14 protein-coding genes and 2 pseudogenes are annotated in these 15810 nt (G+C 40.2%); 4 read left to right on the plus strand and 12 right to left on the minus strand.

Annotated elements, in window-relative coordinates; genetic code table 11:
- Window positions 1-26: 26 nt before the first annotated feature.
- Window positions 27-827, plus strand: a complete 801-nt coding sequence (locus tag ABLV07_RS23340) for a nucleotidyltransferase domain-containing protein (protein ID WP_157195211.1) — start codon at window positions 27-29, stop codon at window positions 825-827.
- Between the two features lie 1041 nt (window positions 828-1868).
- Here the strand turns inward: ABLV07_RS23340 and ABLV07_RS23345 are convergent.
- The 5 genes from ABLV07_RS23345 to ABLV07_RS23365 form a co-directional block, all read right to left on the minus strand.
- Window positions 1869-3191, minus strand: a complete 1323-nt coding sequence (locus ABLV07_RS23345) for an AAA family ATPase (protein WP_052765842.1) — start codon at window positions 3189-3191, stop codon at window positions 1869-1871.
- A gap of 1 nt (window position 3192) precedes the next feature.
- Complete coding sequence (locus ABLV07_RS23350; RefSeq protein WP_047064154.1) at window positions 3193-4140, minus strand: reverse transcriptase domain-containing protein; 948 nt, start codon at window positions 4138-4140, stop codon at window positions 3193-3195.
- Between the two features lie 641 nt (window positions 4141-4781).
- Window positions 4782-7103: an AAA family ATPase gene (locus ABLV07_RS23355; RefSeq protein ID WP_047064155.1), complete on the minus strand. Its 2322-nt coding sequence runs from the start codon at window positions 7101-7103 to the stop codon at window positions 4782-4784.
- Window positions 7066-7701 carry an ABC-three component system middle component 1 gene (locus ABLV07_RS23360; RefSeq protein ID WP_348853654.1) on the minus strand — a complete coding sequence of 212 codons (636 nt, stop codon included), beginning with the start codon at window positions 7699-7701 and terminating at the stop codon, window positions 7066-7068. The genes ABLV07_RS23355 and ABLV07_RS23360 overlap by 38 nt, the downstream gene beginning before the upstream one ends.
- Window positions 7702-7742: 41 nt before the next feature.
- Entirely contained in the window at window positions 7743-8981 is a 1239-nt protein-coding gene (locus ABLV07_RS23365) for an ABC-three component system protein (protein WP_047064159.1), read from the minus strand.
- A 248-nt stretch (window positions 8982-9229) separates the two neighbouring features.
- On the opposite strand from ABLV07_RS23365, the pseudogene ABLV07_RS23370 reads away from it, so the two are divergent.
- From ABLV07_RS23370 to ABLV07_RS23380, 3 genes and pseudogenes are all read left to right on the plus strand, one after another.
- Window positions 9230-9669, plus strand: a pseudogene (locus ABLV07_RS23370) (transposase); the annotation flags it as partial.
- Between the two features lie 109 nt (window positions 9670-9778).
- On the plus strand, window positions 9779-10906 hold the full coding sequence (locus ABLV07_RS23375; protein ID WP_348853652.1) for an integrase core domain-containing protein: 1128 nt from the start codon (window positions 9779-9781) through the stop codon (window positions 10904-10906).
- Between the two features lie 55 nt (window positions 10907-10961).
- Window positions 10962-11621: pseudogene (locus ABLV07_RS23380) on the plus strand (IS3 family transposase); the annotation flags it as partial.
- Window positions 11622-11665: 44 nt separating this feature from the next.
- On the opposite strand, the gene ABLV07_RS23385 reads toward ABLV07_RS23380, so the two are convergent.
- From ABLV07_RS23385 to ABLV07_RS23415, 7 genes are all read right to left on the minus strand, one after another.
- Window positions 11666-12586 (minus strand): hypothetical protein, encoded by a 921-nt coding sequence (locus tag ABLV07_RS23385; RefSeq protein WP_047064165.1) that lies wholly within the window; start codon window positions 12584-12586, stop codon window positions 11666-11668.
- Between the two features lie 365 nt (window positions 12587-12951).
- Window positions 12952-13281 carry a TA system toxin CbtA family protein gene (locus ABLV07_RS23390; protein ID WP_072250729.1) on the minus strand — a complete coding sequence of 110 codons (330 nt, stop codon included), beginning with the start codon at window positions 13279-13281 and terminating at the stop codon, window positions 12952-12954.
- 38 nt (window positions 13282-13319) lie between these two features.
- Window positions 13320-13685 (minus strand): type IV toxin-antitoxin system YeeU family antitoxin, encoded by a 366-nt coding sequence (locus tag ABLV07_RS23395; RefSeq protein ID WP_059312491.1) that lies wholly within the window; start codon window positions 13683-13685, stop codon window positions 13320-13322.
- 27 nt (window positions 13686-13712) lie between these two features.
- Window positions 13713-13934 (minus strand): DUF987 domain-containing protein, encoded by a 222-nt coding sequence (locus ABLV07_RS23400; RefSeq protein WP_012543032.1) that lies wholly within the window; start codon window positions 13932-13934, stop codon window positions 13713-13715.
- Window positions 13931-14473 (minus strand): DNA repair protein RadC, encoded by a 543-nt coding sequence (radC, locus tag ABLV07_RS23405; RefSeq protein ID WP_082691238.1) that lies wholly within the window; start codon window positions 14471-14473, stop codon window positions 13931-13933. The genes ABLV07_RS23400 and radC overlap by 4 nt, the downstream gene beginning before the upstream one ends.
- Window positions 14474-14485: 12 nt before the next feature.
- Window positions 14486-14935: an antirestriction protein gene (locus ABLV07_RS23410; RefSeq protein WP_348853650.1), complete on the minus strand. Its 450-nt coding sequence runs from the start codon at window positions 14933-14935 to the stop codon at window positions 14486-14488.
- Between the two features lie 31 nt (window positions 14936-14966).
- Window positions 14967-15788 carry a DUF932 domain-containing protein gene (locus tag ABLV07_RS23415; protein ID WP_059312493.1) on the minus strand — a complete coding sequence of 274 codons (822 nt, stop codon included), beginning with the start codon at window positions 15786-15788 and terminating at the stop codon, window positions 14967-14969.
- Window positions 15789-15810 lie beyond the last annotated feature (22 nt).

Consider the following 15810-nt stretch of genomic DNA (forward strand, 5'->3'; position numbering starts at 1 on the left):
TGTATTTTTTGTGAACAGGAAAAAGTATGCTGAGTACATTACCCGATTTACACAGCAGTTTTGCAGAGCAACTCAAACTTAAATTTCAGTCTGATTCGCGAATTCACTCCCTTCTCGCTGGCGGCTCGATTGTTCATGGCGGGTTTGATAAATACTCCGATCTCGATTTTGTCGTTGTCGTAGACACTCTCCACTATGACGAAATCATGACGCAGCGTAGGGAACTTGCCGGAACATTAGGCCATCTGCTCCATGCTTTTACCGGGGAACATGTCGGAGAGCCTCGCCTGCTAATATGCCTGTATGGCCCAGAACTACTTCATGTCGATCTGAAATTCGTCACTCTGGAAATGCTCACTCAACGCGTTGAGGAGCCAGCAGTGTTATTTACCCGTGATAACACTGCTCTGCAGCGACAACTGGCAAAATTTAGTGCTCACTGGCCTGACATGACGCCGGAGTGGTTTGAGTCCCGAGCCTGGATCTGGCTGCATTATGCAGTGGTTAAGTTGGGAAGGGGCGAACTCTTCGAAGCGATTGGTATGCTGTCATTCTTCCGCGAGCAGGTGCTGGGGCCAATGCTGTACCGTCGTGCCAATCTTCCGCAACGTGGGGTTCGCCGCATTGAATTCCACGGCATTGACCCTGATGGCCTGCTGACTTCCACGCTGGCAACGCACGATCATGACTCCGTCAGCATGGCCATCAGAATGGCTGTTGACGCTTATATCATTCTGCGAGCTGATGCTCTGCCTGAGAATATCGCAGATGATGCGGCTCGTTGGGCGGTTCTCGCGATGCTGAAAGCGTATTCTGACAGGGGTTAAATCTGTACTCCGGTCGCTTACACGGCCGGAGTAAAAGTACCGACGATCTAAATCCCAGGATTGGCCGTCTCAGTTTAGTTACTACAATCCCATGCTAAAGCCAGGTTCAGGTGTCCAAAGCAGGGAAAAGTTCAAATGTCGGCTGAATGCCAGAAGTTGGCATCACGAACGCTATTGCTCGTAAGGTCAGCTATCTAAAAAACGTGACCTGCCTGGATGGGATACTTACCTATCTAACGGTCTAACGATAGAAGCTGAAAAAATGATGGGTTTATTCCTTCAAGCGTAGTGGGGATAAACACATTAGAATTGTTTTTTATTGAGGAAAACTATAAGGGAGTTGTATATAAATCAATGATCAGGGTTCCATTACTTAGCGAGTATTTAAATGATCAAGATGTTCTATTAGTTAAAAAATTGATGAAAATATGTTTTCTTTTGAGAAGGTTGAAGGCTTTTCTCTCGAAAATAAAATGGTAATCATAATTCTAAGCAGACTCTATGGCTATCTCCATGATGATAACCTACTCTTTACTCCTGCTCTTTTTACAACTCCAATTGTTAATGAAAAATATGATAATCTGACAGATAAATTATTTCGATTTCCATTCAATTCGATTTTTAAAAGATCTCTCTCAGCACTGGGCAAATTACTGTATGGACCAGAAATAATTTCTCCAGAAGGTAATTCTATAATTATGCATACTTCTGTTAAAATTGTTTTTTCATTCGAATCAATAACAATAAGCCATCTATCGTCAGTTCTAATATTAAGAATCTTATATGTTAACTGTGAATGCGCATCACTTTGGCCAGATTTTTTTTGATGGGATTCATTATTTTGTTCATCTTACCTACCATTTTTAGTATCCACATTGAAGAATATAATCTTACTTACAGTATAATTAAAGAGGTTTTCGGTCAATGTTTTTATTCACAAAAAACTAACAAACAAGATTATACTATGTGCATAGAATGACTTACACATGTTAATCTAATCAAAAAAATTGTTAGTGAGCATATAATACCACATTATATTTTTTATCTCATAAATGTAGTTAAAATTCTTTTTAAATCATCTATTGCATCTTTATGACCTTTTTCAACGATGCCAATTACTTTTTCAAATGAAAGTTTTTCTAATAATTTCTCATAAATATATTTTGCCCCAGAGTTTTTAAATCCAACCTTTGGTAGTTTGTACCGAGTGCGATCTTTATATTTTTTAAAAAGTTCTTTTTCTATACTATCGAAAGGAATGAAATAAATGTTTGGAATAGAACTTTTATTTCCCAGAATTTCATTTTTCACATCAGCATCTAATACAGATATGACGTTTTTAGGTTCTGAAAGAAATAATTGATGTTTATTTCTGTCCATTAAAGAGATTACACCCTGGCAACCGCCTACATATATTATCTTGTAAGAATTTTTACTTTGAATTTTAGAAAGCAACCTATTCAAATATTTTTCCAATACAATGTCTTCTGTAAGAATGTAACGATCATAACCAGTGAAACCGAACATTGCACTTTTTACAAAATTATAAGAACACGGGGTTGATGAAACGACACCATCATTATCCTCCAAAAAAAGTAATAATTCATGTTCTTCATCGAGTGTCCTTAATAAAGCAAGTGAGTGAGTCGTAAAGATAATTTTCTTGTTCTTCTCTTGGCAAAGTTCTCTCAGGTGTTTAATTAACCTTACTTGTGCGGCTGCATCAAGCGAAGTATCAATCTCATCAACAATGATGATATTTTTATCCGAATTTAATAAACGGAACAGGTTTATTATAAAATATTCACCAGTACTAAAATGGTCTTCACGAATATATCTGCCATTGGCTGCAATTAAGAAAAAGTAATCAACACCTTCAATGTTTGTTGTTTTTAGTTCTTTAAATTTATTATTGTCATAGATGATGTTTAAAAATGAACTCATATCATCCGCAGGAATATATTTCTGTGTTATGACATTAGCCCTAAATAGGGAGTCGAGACTACTCAACTTCGAGAATTTTTGAAATCTATCACCAAATGGTGTTGATAATTCTAAACTATATGTATGTTCTAAATTTATATTTCCCTTAATTTCTAAATAATCAATTGCCGGGGAATAGAAAAACTTGTAAGTATTACCATACAGTTCTATTTCAATTTTACTTTTTTCATTCAATATGCCTGTCGGACTGGTTTGTTTAATTATTGAAGGCTTATGTAGCATCGATAAGGATTTTAAAAGAGTAGTTTTACCAACGCCATTTTTACTGACTATACATGCTATATTATACTTCTCCAAATCCAACAGAACATCCATATTCTTAACATGTTGTATATGTTGAACATTAATTTTTATTTGCATGTCAGATAGCCTTTCTAAAAAATAGTTCCACTAAGGAATTACCATACTTAGATTTAAGTTTTACTATGTAATCTGGATCTATAGTATTAATGTAATTCAACTGTCCAGTTAGTTTTGCTTTTGATTGGTTTTTATCTTGCTTTGAAAATTTAACAAAATCATCTTGATTTTTAGAAAAAAGATAAAGTTTTGTTTCTACTTCATTTTTTAGTTTTTTGCTAATGGTGAGTGTTCCATCAGGTTGGATTTTCACACCCATTATATCTGTATTTTTCCCTTTCTTTATTAACTTGGTTTTTTCAGTATTAATAGTAAAACATTGGTGAGCATCGAAAGACAGTATTTTTGTTAATTTATCAATATATTCATCTTTATCTAGGTAATTATTTGAAGAAATGAGAATGTCGTCAGCATATCTGGTGTAAGTTAGATTGTTTTTAATGCAAAAGATTTTTATCTCGATATCTATTAGGTTAAATACTGCATTACTAATTTGGGGCGAAGTTGAGAACCCCATAGGCAAATGACCATTATAAGTAACTAAATCACAAATTTTATCTAAATAATCACATAGATCTGAAAATGGGAGGGCTTCAATCTGTCGGTTGATACACTCATAAATTGACATGCGGGTGATTGAAGGGAAAAAATTCTTGATGTCTGTTTTTAAAATGAATTTATTATTTGAATGAGGACGAATAGCATCAACCACATTGACATTTTTTCGATAGGAAAAAACACAATCAGTTTGTATTTCTAGAAGATCAAAAATAAAAAGATTAAGAAAAGAATGAATCCTTTTTAGATTACTACTACATTTGACTACCTGACGACTTCCTACGGATATAGTATTAATGTTATTAGTGATGTTTAAAGTAAGCATTTCCGAAAAATCCAGCTTACCATTGAAATAAGCATTAAAAATTTCGTCCAGTTTGCTTTTTTTCATAAAAAATTCTCAAGCTGCTAATTATTGATTTATTGTACTTTTTTATGTGTTTAAATTCTACAATAACAATAGATACTGATCAAATCTACATTAACTAATTGCGGACCGTTATTGTATTGTGGATTGATAAGTGGGAAGGGGAGGATACGTAAACTTTTTAATGGATATAATTACAAAACCCCTCAATTACCGGTGTTTTATTGACACCATCTATATTGAGGGGTTGTAACGTTACTAATTGCCTGTAGAGGCCATCTATCATGACTGGGGAATGCCCACTAGTCAGACGGCATAATATCATCTTAGTTTAAGAAGCTCTGAAAGTCAAGCCCAAACCAAGCTTTGATAAGGAGTGTTCATACCTTTTTGCATCTTCGGAAATGGACAATTGAAGTAGCAGTTGATGAGTACGTCTGTAAAGACAATTTATTTGACAAGTGCTGGACGTAAATCAGCTGAGAAAATTCAATTTTTCTTCATCTAATTGCTCAGGATCCTGAATAATATACCCCTATAGTACTGATGTTTTTCTTTTGTTTCCAGCGTTCTAACTAACTTTTGTTCATATTCACATGTTTCTTCGAATGTAAAAAATAATCAAATTATCAGCTAAGTATGGGATTATCTTAGCTGATATCATTCTATTTGTTAGTATGTGATTGCATGTTAAATGGTTTTTGCGATAAGCCTGCACGCATAAATCTAAACCTGAGATATGAAGAAATATTATCTTCATGTGATGAGAGTATCAACTGCCTATTACTTAACTCACAGCGTAGTAAGTCGCTTAAAGATGCAATATTTATCTCGTCAAGAGATTGAGCTGGATCATCTATCAGAACAAGGGGGGACTTCGCATACACTTTATTAAGTGATAGGAAAAAGGCCAAACTTAATGCCGATAGTTGTCCAGAACTCATTGACATGGTTGCGTCATGTTCTGATTTTTCTGCTGTGCAGAACCTCAGTCTATCTCCATTCCCTTCATCTATAAATAGTCCTAAGCCACGTTGGTAGTTTTGGATAAGTCTACCGCTATAAATATGGAACGTTAACTCTATATCAGCGATAGTTTTTTTAGAATAATCTCTGTTTAATATAGTTAGTTGTTCCTTTAATGTGGTAATTTTCTTTTTAGCATTTGTTAAAGCTTTATCCATATCTAACAAATCGTTAAGCTCTTTTTTTAAAGCTTTAAGTCTAACATTATTTGCTTCAATCTTTTTGTATAAGAAGTATTTTTCCTTTCGATTGATTTGTGTTAAGTCCAAGTTGAAAACATCATCTGGTGTGGCGAATGATTCATTCAAGACTGATTCCCAACCTCCAGGAAGTGTGATCAGCTCATTTTTCTTTTGCTTACGTATCAGCGATATTAATGATTGTTTTCTTGATTCTATTTCTTCTGGTATATTTGTAAAAGTCTGCGGGTAAGATATTTCGATTTGTGAAAGCCTTTCATTTATTTTTATTATCTTTTCGAAAATACTCTCTGCCTTTTGTAAACTGTCAAACAAGTTTTTGTCAAATTTAAGTTGTGCTTGTGTTTCGACTAAACGCTGTATTTCAGCATCCTTATATTTATTTATTTCATTAAGTTCAGTTTGTAGTAATTTACCTATGTTATCTAATGAGCCTTCTAATAATTTACTTTTAATATCAATCGCGGCTAATAACAAATCTTTTGTGAGCCAGTCGTGCCCGCAAAGTAAACAATTTTTTTCTGATAGAGATGTAGCCTTCTGATGTTCTTCGGTTAATTTCTTTCTTGCTTGGTTAATGTCGACAAGCATAATATTTTTCTTGCCTATTTCGTTTCTATAATTATCTCGAACTTGTAAACGCTTTTTGAAATCTAAGATATCCAAATTTACATAAGATTTAATTTTGTCTATGTCTTCCTGAGTTATAGAGTCTTCTTTTTTACGCAAAATTCCTAAAGATAAATTGATTCCATTATTAATTTTATTCTTTTGAGTCTGTTCTGGGTAGGATTCAATATGGTGTCCTACTTTTATAACCTCTGTTAAAAGTTTTTCGTTTTTTGTTATGAAGTTTTCTATTCTGATATTATCGATAATTACGCGAAGCTGTTCTTTGTTAGTAATTAGATTTTTAATCAATAAAATTTTGGTTTCATTTACTTTTGTTGTTTCAATGTCAGAAAAAAATGAAGGGTTCTCAACATCCCATGATGGTGTAATAAGATGGGTTGAGATTTTTTCATATTGAACAGGATTATTCTTATTCGTTCCAAACTCACTTATCGCTTGGATTTGTGATGTAAGAGAGTTTCTCTTTTCAGTGAAATTAAGGCCATTGATTTTTCTTGTTAATGCCTTTTCAACTCGACCACATAAATTTATATTGTCAGTTAGTTCACTGACATTCATTAAACCCCCGATAGCATTTTTCCGCTCTCTTATACTTTTAGCGAAAATAAATGAACTCTGCCCTTGTTCAAGATAGTTGAGGAAGTTGTAGTTCTCAGTGAATTTTTCGCCTAATATTTTATCAAGTTCATTTTGTGTGATTAAGGTGCTGTTTTCGTAGGAGTCTAACAACTCTAATTTATATAGTTTAAATATATTAAAATTATCTGCTTTATTGTTCTGTATTATTTTTAAATCGTCTGCAACCGCTCTGCGTGAAAAGTAAAGTTTTTCATTGTTATCATCCGACATCTCCACACTGATTTCGATATCCTCCTCTCCTTTTGTTTTGTTCCAGAAAAGGTTATCACTATAATTTCTAACGCCTCCTGGCATTATTGTTTGACATAGTTGTTCAATTCTCTTTATTTTTCCTGTAAACAATAATTCTAAAGCATCATATACGCTCGTTTTGCCATATCCATTAGGACCTTCAAGTGTCAACAAAGAAGAACTCTCAAAATCGAATTCCACTTTATCAAAAGCCTTGAAGTTATTTATTCTCAGCTTTGATAGCTTCCAGTTCTTCATTTATTAATTCCTCAATTAGCATTTCTAAATTTATATCTGTTTGTTTATTTGCTGTGCTGATCTTATTATATGGCTCAGATAGATTTAATGAATCTACCAGTGTATTGATTTGGAGATCAATTGGGACAATATCCTTTTCTATATCAGGCATCTCTAAAAAAGGTAGTTTAATGAAAATTCTAGCTGCCATATTATACAGGCTAGGTCGGGATGGATCTGCTTTATATGTGGAGAATTCTTCATGATCTGAGAGAACTGCTTTAAGATTATTGAAGTTCTTCCTGGAAATTAATTGATTCTCTTCAGTCGAATAATACAAAACATATTTTTTAAAATGATAAGCATTTTCTTCTATATCAAATATACTTTTTTCATATTGCTTGTAATTTGAAAGTTTGTCGAGTTGAAATACTATTATAAGATCAGTGTTTTTTGCAAAGGCTGGTGCTTCTAAAAGTTCAGTTGGAGTGTTATTAATAATTATCTCATTAATAGAACTCGCATCTTCAAGTTTATCTGTTCTGTAGGTTATTATATATCGACGTAATTCATCCTTCTCCTTTTTAAAAAAAATGAATATTATCTGACGTACTTTCAATTTTTATAAAGTGGTGGTCTTCAATAGCCTGTTTTATAAATTCATTTAGCATTTAGTTCAGCCTCTGCTTTATCAGTAGATATAACCCTTAAATCAAATTCCCTTACAATATGGTTATTGTTATCTTTAGTGTCGTTAACTGTTGTAATTTTTTCTGAGGTTGCTGATACTATCGTTTCATCGGATACTTTATAGGCTATTATGTTATTATATTCATAAAGCAATGATGCAAGCGTGGCATTATCCCTTATATGTTTTTTCAACTCCTCTTGGAATGAAGTATTTCGTCTTCTTCCATCTCTAATTGTCAAAGCTGTTGGAAGGTATTTGTTTATTTTTTTTGAATAATGAGGCAAGCCTATCAGATTTGGTATGTGAGATATTGCTGATACTACATCAAGATAATCCCGGACATCATCTTCATTTATAACATTGTTTTGTCTATGAGGCTGCAAAGAGGTATGCATCTGTATGGCAGAGTTATAATTTAAGCTATAAATAAATCTGAAAACGTTTGATATCGATTCAATTTGCCTCTCGCTAAAAGCGTCTAAGTCATTGTAGAACTCAGTTTCAATAATATTTGTTATTTTTTCTTTGGTTAATAATGCATGGTATACTTCGTCTGTACGATTAAGGGGAGGGGAGGTTAGTAGTGCCAAAAAAATGCTACTTGATATTCTATTATGATAGGCAGCATAGTCTTGAGTTTGTCCCTTATGAACTAAGTTGTGAATCAAAATTACTTTGTTGGTGATAAATTCAGAGAGTAAAGTAGATTTTTCAATAATTAAATTTTTTGTTTTAATCAAATTATTGGTATCTAAAAATAATTCAATTTGCTCATCAATTAATTCATTTATTTTTGATAGTAAACAGTATTTAATATCGCCATAACTGTAAAACTCAACTATTTTTCCATCATTGCTTATGTAATTTTCAAAATTATCAAGTTTTTTAGCTACATGAAAATATCTGATTGTATTTTCATCACAGTCAGTAGCTATACATGCTGCTTTATAAATAGCTTTGACATATTCAGAACGATATTGCGATAACTTTGCTTTCACTTGATGAGTTGAAATCACTTTGCCATCACAATAAATAGCAAAGTCATCAGTGCTATCTAATTGCAACTCAAAATCATCAATTACTCTCTGTTGAAATAATTTCTCTGTTAATAATTTCAGGCAGTGATAAAGAGCCACTTTCCCTTGGTAAACAAAGCCCCCCCAAGAACTGATCGCACTTCCCGGCAGTGTTTCCTCTATGTTAGACATTTTTTATCCTATGAAAATTTTTACTAAACATAGCTATAAATCAGAATTCTTACATAGACATACTAATCATTTTAAGTGCGATTGAAATGCAAAATGTTCACTCACTTACTCATAACTGTGAGAAAGCTCAATTATGAGAGAAGCTAAAGTGTAAGTATCCCGGCAAAACTGATCTCCTCCCTGTAAACAGTGCCAGGCTAAACTGAAGTCTCCGGTCTTTCTTCCATCTCAAAGAGAGGCACACCGGCATGAAAACGACCCGTTATACCGAAGAACAGATCGCGTTTGCGCTGAAACAGGCCGAAACCGGCATCCGCGTCGGGGAAGTCTGCCGAAAGATGGGCATTTCTGAGGCCACATTTTACAACTGGAAGAAGAAATTCGCCGGTCTGGGCGTAACAGAACTGCGGCGTCTGCGGCAACTGGAGGATGAAAATCAGCGGCTGAAGAAACTGGTGGCTGATCTGAGTCTGGACAAGGAGATGCTGCAGGAGGTACTGAAGCAAAAGTTCTGAGGCCGGCTCAGAAGCGTCAGGCGGTGCATTTTCTGCGGGAGGCTTACCGTATCAGTGTCCGACGGGGATGCGGACTGCTGATGCAGAGCAGAACCGTTTACCACTGGCAGAGCCGGCGGGATGATCGGGCGATAACCCTGCGTATCAGGGAAATAGCGGAAACCCGAATCCGCTAGGGTACAAACCGGAAACATAGGTAACACTTTAGACCGGATACATGGGTAACAGTTATAACTGGCATAGAAGAGGAGACTCGCTATGCCCTGGACTGAGACCCGACCGATGCAACGTCGTGATTTTATCCGTGCCAGCTTCGCTGGTACGGACTCTTTTTCCGCACTGTGCCATCGCTTCGGCATCAGTCGTAAAACCGGGTATAAGTGGCTCGAACGATTTGACCCGTCCGAACCCGCTTCCCTTTTTGATCCCTCACGCGCGCCACATTCTCATTCCCGTATTGTTCCGCCTGATATCATCACGCATCTGATCGCATTACGACAAAAACACCCTGACTGGGGGCCGAAAAAGCTGCGTATGTGGCTTCTGAATCATCGGGTCGACTTTCCGGTTCCGGCAGCCAGCACTATCGGCGATATTCTCAAACGCGAAGGTCTCGTGCCGGACAGAAAGCGAAAGCACAGAACCCCAGGTAACCGACAGCCGCTGACCCCCATCCGGGAAATCAATCAGGTCTGGAGCGCTGATTTTAAAGGTAAGTTCAGGTTGCTGAGCCGGGAATACTGCCATCCGTTTACGTTGACGGATAACCACAGCCGCTATCTTCTGAGCTGCAGAAGTAACCATCATGAGAACACCGCTTTCGCCCGGCAGTGCCTCACCGATGCGTTCCTGGAATATGGCCTGCCCGATGTGCTGCGGACGGATAACGGGCAACCCTTTGCTGGTGTCGGCGTGGCGGGACTCAGTCGTCTGTCGGTCTGGCTAATCAAACTGGGCATCAGGCCGGAGCGTATCAGGAAGGGGCATCCGGAGGAAAATGGCCGCCATGAACGAATGCACCGCTCGCTGAAAAGTGCACTGAAGCACGGGAATATCTTCAGAACACTGGAGGAGCAGCAGGTCTGGTTCAGTCATTACCGGAAAGAGTTCAACCATGAACGTCCGCATGAAGCGCTGGACGGCGCCACCCCCGATCAGGTGTGGCGTCCTTCCCTGAGGCGCTGGAATGGAAAGGTCCCTGACTATGAGTGGCCTGAGGGCGCCCGACTGTACAGGGTAATGTCAAAGGGGGTAATACATATCGGGAAGGAAGTGTTCCTGAGCGAGTCACTGCTTGGGGAATACATCATGCTGGAAGAAAAAGATGATGGTATTGAGGCCATCATCTTTAACGGAATGACACTGGCTTACTATGACCGGAGAGCGCAGAGTATTATCCGGATAGACTAGGAAAGTGTTACCTATGTTCCCGGTCTGATCTGTAACCTATGTATCCGGTCGTACATACGGTTGCCCGCGTATTCATATTCAGTTACGACGGGAAGGCTGGCGGGTTAACCACAAGAAAACACACAGGATCTATTGTCTGGAAGGACTGAATTTGCGGAGAAAATGCCCGCGCAGGCATGTCAGTGCAGCACATCGTCAGCAACGTCCTGTCCTGACCGGTGTCGATCATTGCTGGAGTATGGATTTCGTGTCGGATAACCTGTTTAACGGACGACGTTTCCGGGCGCTGACTGTAGTCGATAATTTTAGTCGGGAGTGTCTAGCGATCCATGCCGGAAAGTCGCTGAAAGGTGAGGATGTGGTCGGTGTGATGGAAGGGTTGCGGGTGCTGGGCAAGCGCCTGCCGGTACGTATTCAGACAGATAACGGCAGCGAGTTTATTTCGAAAAGTCTGCATAAATGGGCGTATGAGCACGGTGTCACAATGGACTTCTCCCGTCCCGGAAAACCAACGGATAACCCGTTTATTGAATCATTTAACGGCAGTCTGCGGGATGAATGCCTGAACATTCACTGGTTCCTCTCGCTGGAAGATGCGCAGGACAAACTCAACAACTGGCGCAGGGAATATAATCATGAGAGAACGCATTCATCATTAAATGACATGACTCCGGCTGAATTCATCCGAAGTCTCCGGAAAGACGAAGATCTCTGATTTAGCACTGCACTGAATTTGGGCCAGGGTCAACCCGATGATGGTTAATCAAAACCGTAGTACCGTTTTAAAGCTTTGGTTGCTACTTCTGTTGCGGCAGCAACACTAATACCTATGCTTGTGTTAGCAGCTTTTGATATTACATTAGCAAGCCATGTTCCAACAGCCGACCCGTACTGAGCTTTTTTGCCGGCAATTGGTCCATCGGTTTTGATCGCAACTTCTAATTCTTCAACATCTTCTTTCTCAAACCCGTTATCAAGTAATTGTTTTTTTAATGCTGGAAAATCATTCTTTGCTGCATTATTTGTGACGATTAAAGAGCTATTATCTCCTAAATTGATAACTGTGTTGTCACCAAAAATTGTTTGATTAAACAGGCTTGACGAATCAACTTCCTTCAACTTTTCTTCCATAGAGGTAGTTCCTGGTATAGCTGCAACTTGATCTGATAGCTCTAATACGAAATCTAAAAGCCGTGACCTGACTTGAGTTAATATTGAGGTAAAATAATGAACTGAAATGTCTTTATAACAACTCGTAATCTCATAATCGCTCTCAAGAAATTTGCAATATTTTGAGTATGCGATTTCAAGAGGTATTGATTGGATTAGACTAGTTTTGTCTCTTGCGTTTATAACTAGGTGTTCGATTTGGCTTATTGATACTCTAACTCGAGACTTACTAACGTCTTCATACTCATCATCATTCAGATGCGCTAGTGGAACCTGAATACCTTTGTAACTCCGCACTCCATTATTTGCGTTTACAAGTAAACGGGCAGGTACAGTTCTATACGAAGGTAGTTCAACTTCTGAAGGGTAACCATTGAGCTCATGATTAACCCAAGAGGCTAACTCCTTTTTGCCAATGGAATAAAGAAGGACTTTGGTTTTTAAGAGAGCGTTTGTCGTACCTTCATCTCCAGAACTAAGCATCTGGACGATTTCTTGCAACTGATCCATATGTGATATCCCATAAAAAAGCCCGCGTAAGCGGGCTTCTATGTCACTAAAGAGCCGCGGCTCCTTTGCGTATCTTTTTTGTCTCCTCACCGTCTGGTCGGTGTCCTGCTGAGACTGCTAACTTACTGTTTTTGTTGGTGTTGTCCTTACACCGTCCAATCATATTTGGTGGGCTGGCGGAGTCTGAATTGGTGCTGTAACTTGTTGTTTATTAGCAGATAATTTTCAGTTCAATTTTCATTTTGGTCCCATTGTTGGTCCTAAAAGAAAATGTCAGGTTTTTTGCAGGGGAGGTTACAGCAGGAGTCTCTTCGTCTAAGAGATTAGCATTTTGCTTTCCTTTAGTCTGCTCTGTATTTAAGCGTTTATTTCACATTAGTTTTTAGCAAGCCGGTATAGCGCCTTGCTCGCAAAATATCCACTACGGAAAGATATGGGGTTTGCTCTTGCCACGAAAATCCCTTCCGGTCGATACGGACAAGCCCGTATTTTTCTACCAGAAAACTCACCGCATCGCTGAGAGATATCCCGGCGTCAATATGCTCTTGGATGGTGGTTTCATTACTGAACGGTGTGTCATTCAGCGTCAGGCCATAGTGCTGCGACAACAGATGAGTTAGCAGGCACTGCCAGATTTCAATGGGTGACAGGCAGGGCTGAGTCGCCCGTGTCGGGTGTGATGATAAGGTTTGCATGATGTTTACTCTGTGATGTTCAGGGAATAAGTGGTGAGCTAATGCGGCTCAGTCTGGTCAGGATAAATAGCAATGTAGATATAACCATAGGAGCCGAGTGTATCGGCTTCGCAGGTGAGTCCGTTGTGGTAAAACGTGACGCAGTGCTGATAGCGGGGATTTAGCTCGCCGCTGGTGAGCATTAGTTCCAGTTGCTTGAGTATCAGGGGAAAAGCTTGGTCCAGGTGTAATACATCCCCGTCGCTGAAAGCACCGTTGAATCCGGCCCGGTCAGCGAGAAAATGCACCCGGTTGCCTTCCTGCACCAGACGAGCGCCAAAACAGGGTGTGATCGTGCGCTTTAGTCCCCACTGCTGGCAGGCGGGATTATCCGGCTTAGTACCGGATTCGGAGTGATTGTTCATTTAATTGTTCCTGATTAAAGGGAAAGATTAATTGAGAGTGACACTTCGAAGAATGACATAGGGACCATTGCGGTCCTGACGACGTTCAGCAAATACGGCCAGAACGCCGCGTATATCTTCCACCTCGCGGCCAGCATAATGGCAGATACTGCCTGACCATTTATATTTTCCCGTACTGAAGCGAAACAGCCGGGAGCCAGGATGTTGCCGGTATAGGGTCATTGCCTGGCGTTTACTGATGATTTTCATATCCAGCCTCGCTCCGCGAACGACACAATGCCCTCTGAGCCGATGACCAGATGATCGAGCGTGTTCACATCAACCAGTGCTAACGCTTCTTTAAGCCTGCCCGTAATGTTGCGGTCACATTGACTGGGCTCCGGATCACCGGATGGATGGTTATGCGCCAGCACGGCAGCTGCAGCATTTAAGCGAAGCGCTGACTTCACTACTTCGCGGGGATGGACCTGGACATGGTTAACTGAACCGGCAAACAGCGTTTCGCTCTCCAGTAAACGATGCTGATTATCGAGATAGAGCACCATAAACACTTCCCGTTCTTGTCCTGCCAGCTGTAACCGAAGCCAGTCACGGGCAGCAGTACTTGAGGTAAAAGATATACCGGGCTGACGCAGATATTTATCCAGCAGATTGATAGCCCGGCGAATGGTCTGTTGGGCATAGGGTGTCAATCCGGAAGTCGCGGGAAGTAGGCAACCATGTTGAGCCATAACCGACAGCGGAAAGAGTTCAGGCTGTGATGACAATGGGGATAACGCGGTACTCATGCTTGGCTCTCCTCAGTCGATGAGATGCATAATGGAGTTGCACTCTGGATGGTTCAGGTTCAGCGCGAAGTCGCGTAAGCGATAATAGTGCTCAGTCATCGCATCACACTCGGTGCGACAGGCGTGGTGACTGTATGTCATCAGACAGGCGACTATTCCTGCTGCTTCACTGGTGAGTTCTGCTCCATTGCCGTTCATGCTGTTAAACAATGCCCACTTTTCATCACCCTCCGACTCAGGAGACATAAAAGCGCCACCGTTGCTGAGCGTCGAAAAGTTCCAGATACCGCCGTGATAGTCAGTGCACAGGCGGTCCATCCAGGCAAAGATTCGGGGTTCAAGGGTTATCCATTGCGGGATGGAGCCAAAATGTTTCGGCCAGAAGCCAATGCGTAACTCATCAGGGACCACTGAGGCGGTAATTGCTGTCAGCTCAGCGAACTGATGATTTTGTGTATCCATTAAATTATCTCCCTTATGCCGGAACCGTTGTTTAACGCCCGAAAAACTCGAGCATATTCTCTGCCATTACCCACAGGGCACGATTGAGCTTCACGTCGCTATCAATACCGGTAACGGCACGGGTGCGACTGCTTTTCCCCTGTGCGGTTCGTCCTGACAATCCCCCTTTCATCAGGTTCTCCTGCACGCGCTGATAGACGGTCCAGAGGTCATCGCTGCAATCCTCCCGGCGACGTGAGGTCAGCAACTGCGATACCGTGACCGGCTGGTGGTTCTCACCAAAGCGATATTTCAGCGCGGCATTCGCCAGAGCGTGCTGTGCTGGTGGCGGAAGTAACAGTGACGCCATGGCATCACGTTTCTCATCCACCCGGTCAAAGACCCCGAGCACTTCGTAAGCCCCTTCAATCACCTTCTCGACGACATTACCTTTATGCGGTACACGCACTTCTCCGAATGATTGACCACAAACCAGACCGTTGGTACAGACACCACGAAACAGCCCCGGCAGCATCTGGTAGCTTGATGAGCCGTCATGGCTGTTGAGTAAAATGATTTCCGGTACCTGATGACCGTTTAGCTGCCCGACGCGACGCAGGCGAAGCATGTGTTTGGTGTGCTCCCGCTTGCTCTGGTCCCGAACCTTTGTCTGACAGGCAAAGAACGGCTCAAAACCCTCGCGCTGCAGGCTTTCGAGGATGGTGATGGTCGGAATGTAGGTGTAACGGTCTGAACGCGATTCATGTTTGTCACTCCCGAATACACTGGGAACATGACTCATCAGCTCTTCATGGGTCAGAGGACGATCACGGCGTATCTGGTTTATACGGCCAAAGCGGCTGGCTAATCTCATGAGTAATTCCTTTAAAAGAGGC

This window comes from Klebsiella sp. CN_Kp097, assembly GCF_040064495.1.
GTDB lineage: Bacteria > Pseudomonadota > Gammaproteobacteria > Enterobacterales > Enterobacteriaceae > Klebsiella > Klebsiella aerogenes.

Coding starts and splice junctions, on each gene's coding strand:
- ABLV07_RS23400 (WP_012543032.1), bottom strand. CDS start 13,934: ATGAAAATCATCAGTAAACGCCAGGCAATGACCCTATACCGGCAACAT.
- ABLV07_RS23345 (WP_052765842.1), bottom strand. CDS start 3,191: ATGCAAATAAAAATTAATGTTCAACATATACAACATGTTAAGAATATG.
- ABLV07_RS23415 (WP_059312493.1), bottom strand. CDS start 15,788: ATGAGATTAGCCAGCCGCTTTGGCCGTATAAACCAGATACGCCGTGAT.
- ABLV07_RS23375 (WP_348853652.1), top strand. CDS start 9,779: ATGCAACGTCGTGATTTTATCCGTGCCAGCTTCGCTGGTACGGACTCT.
- radC (WP_082691238.1), bottom strand. CDS start 14,473: ATGAGTACCGCGTTATCCCCATTGTCATCACAGCCTGAACTCTTTCCG.
- ABLV07_RS23355 (WP_047064155.1), bottom strand. CDS start 7,103: ATGAAGAACTGGAAGCTATCAAAGCTGAGAATAAATAACTTCAAGGCT.
- ABLV07_RS23385 (WP_047064165.1), bottom strand. CDS start 12,586: ATGGATCAGTTGCAAGAAATCGTCCAGATGCTTAGTTCTGGAGATGAA.
- ABLV07_RS23340 (WP_157195211.1), top strand. CDS start 27: ATGCTGAGTACATTACCCGATTTACACAGCAGTTTTGCAGAGCAACTC.
- ABLV07_RS23410 (WP_348853650.1), bottom strand. CDS start 14,935: ATGGATACACAAAATCATCAGTTCGCTGAGCTGACAGCAATTACCGCC.
- ABLV07_RS23390 (WP_072250729.1), bottom strand. CDS start 13,281: ATGCAAACCTTATCATCACACCCGACACGGGCGACTCAGCCCTGCCTG.
- ABLV07_RS23395 (WP_059312491.1), bottom strand. CDS start 13,685: ATGAACAATCACTCCGAATCCGGTACTAAGCCGGATAATCCCGCCTGC.
- ABLV07_RS23350 (WP_047064154.1), bottom strand. CDS start 4,140: ATGAAAAAAAGCAAACTGGACGAAATTTTTAATGCTTATTTCAATGGT.
- ABLV07_RS23365 (WP_047064159.1), bottom strand. CDS start 8,981: ATGTCTAACATAGAGGAAACACTGCCGGGAAGTGCGATCAGTTCTTGG.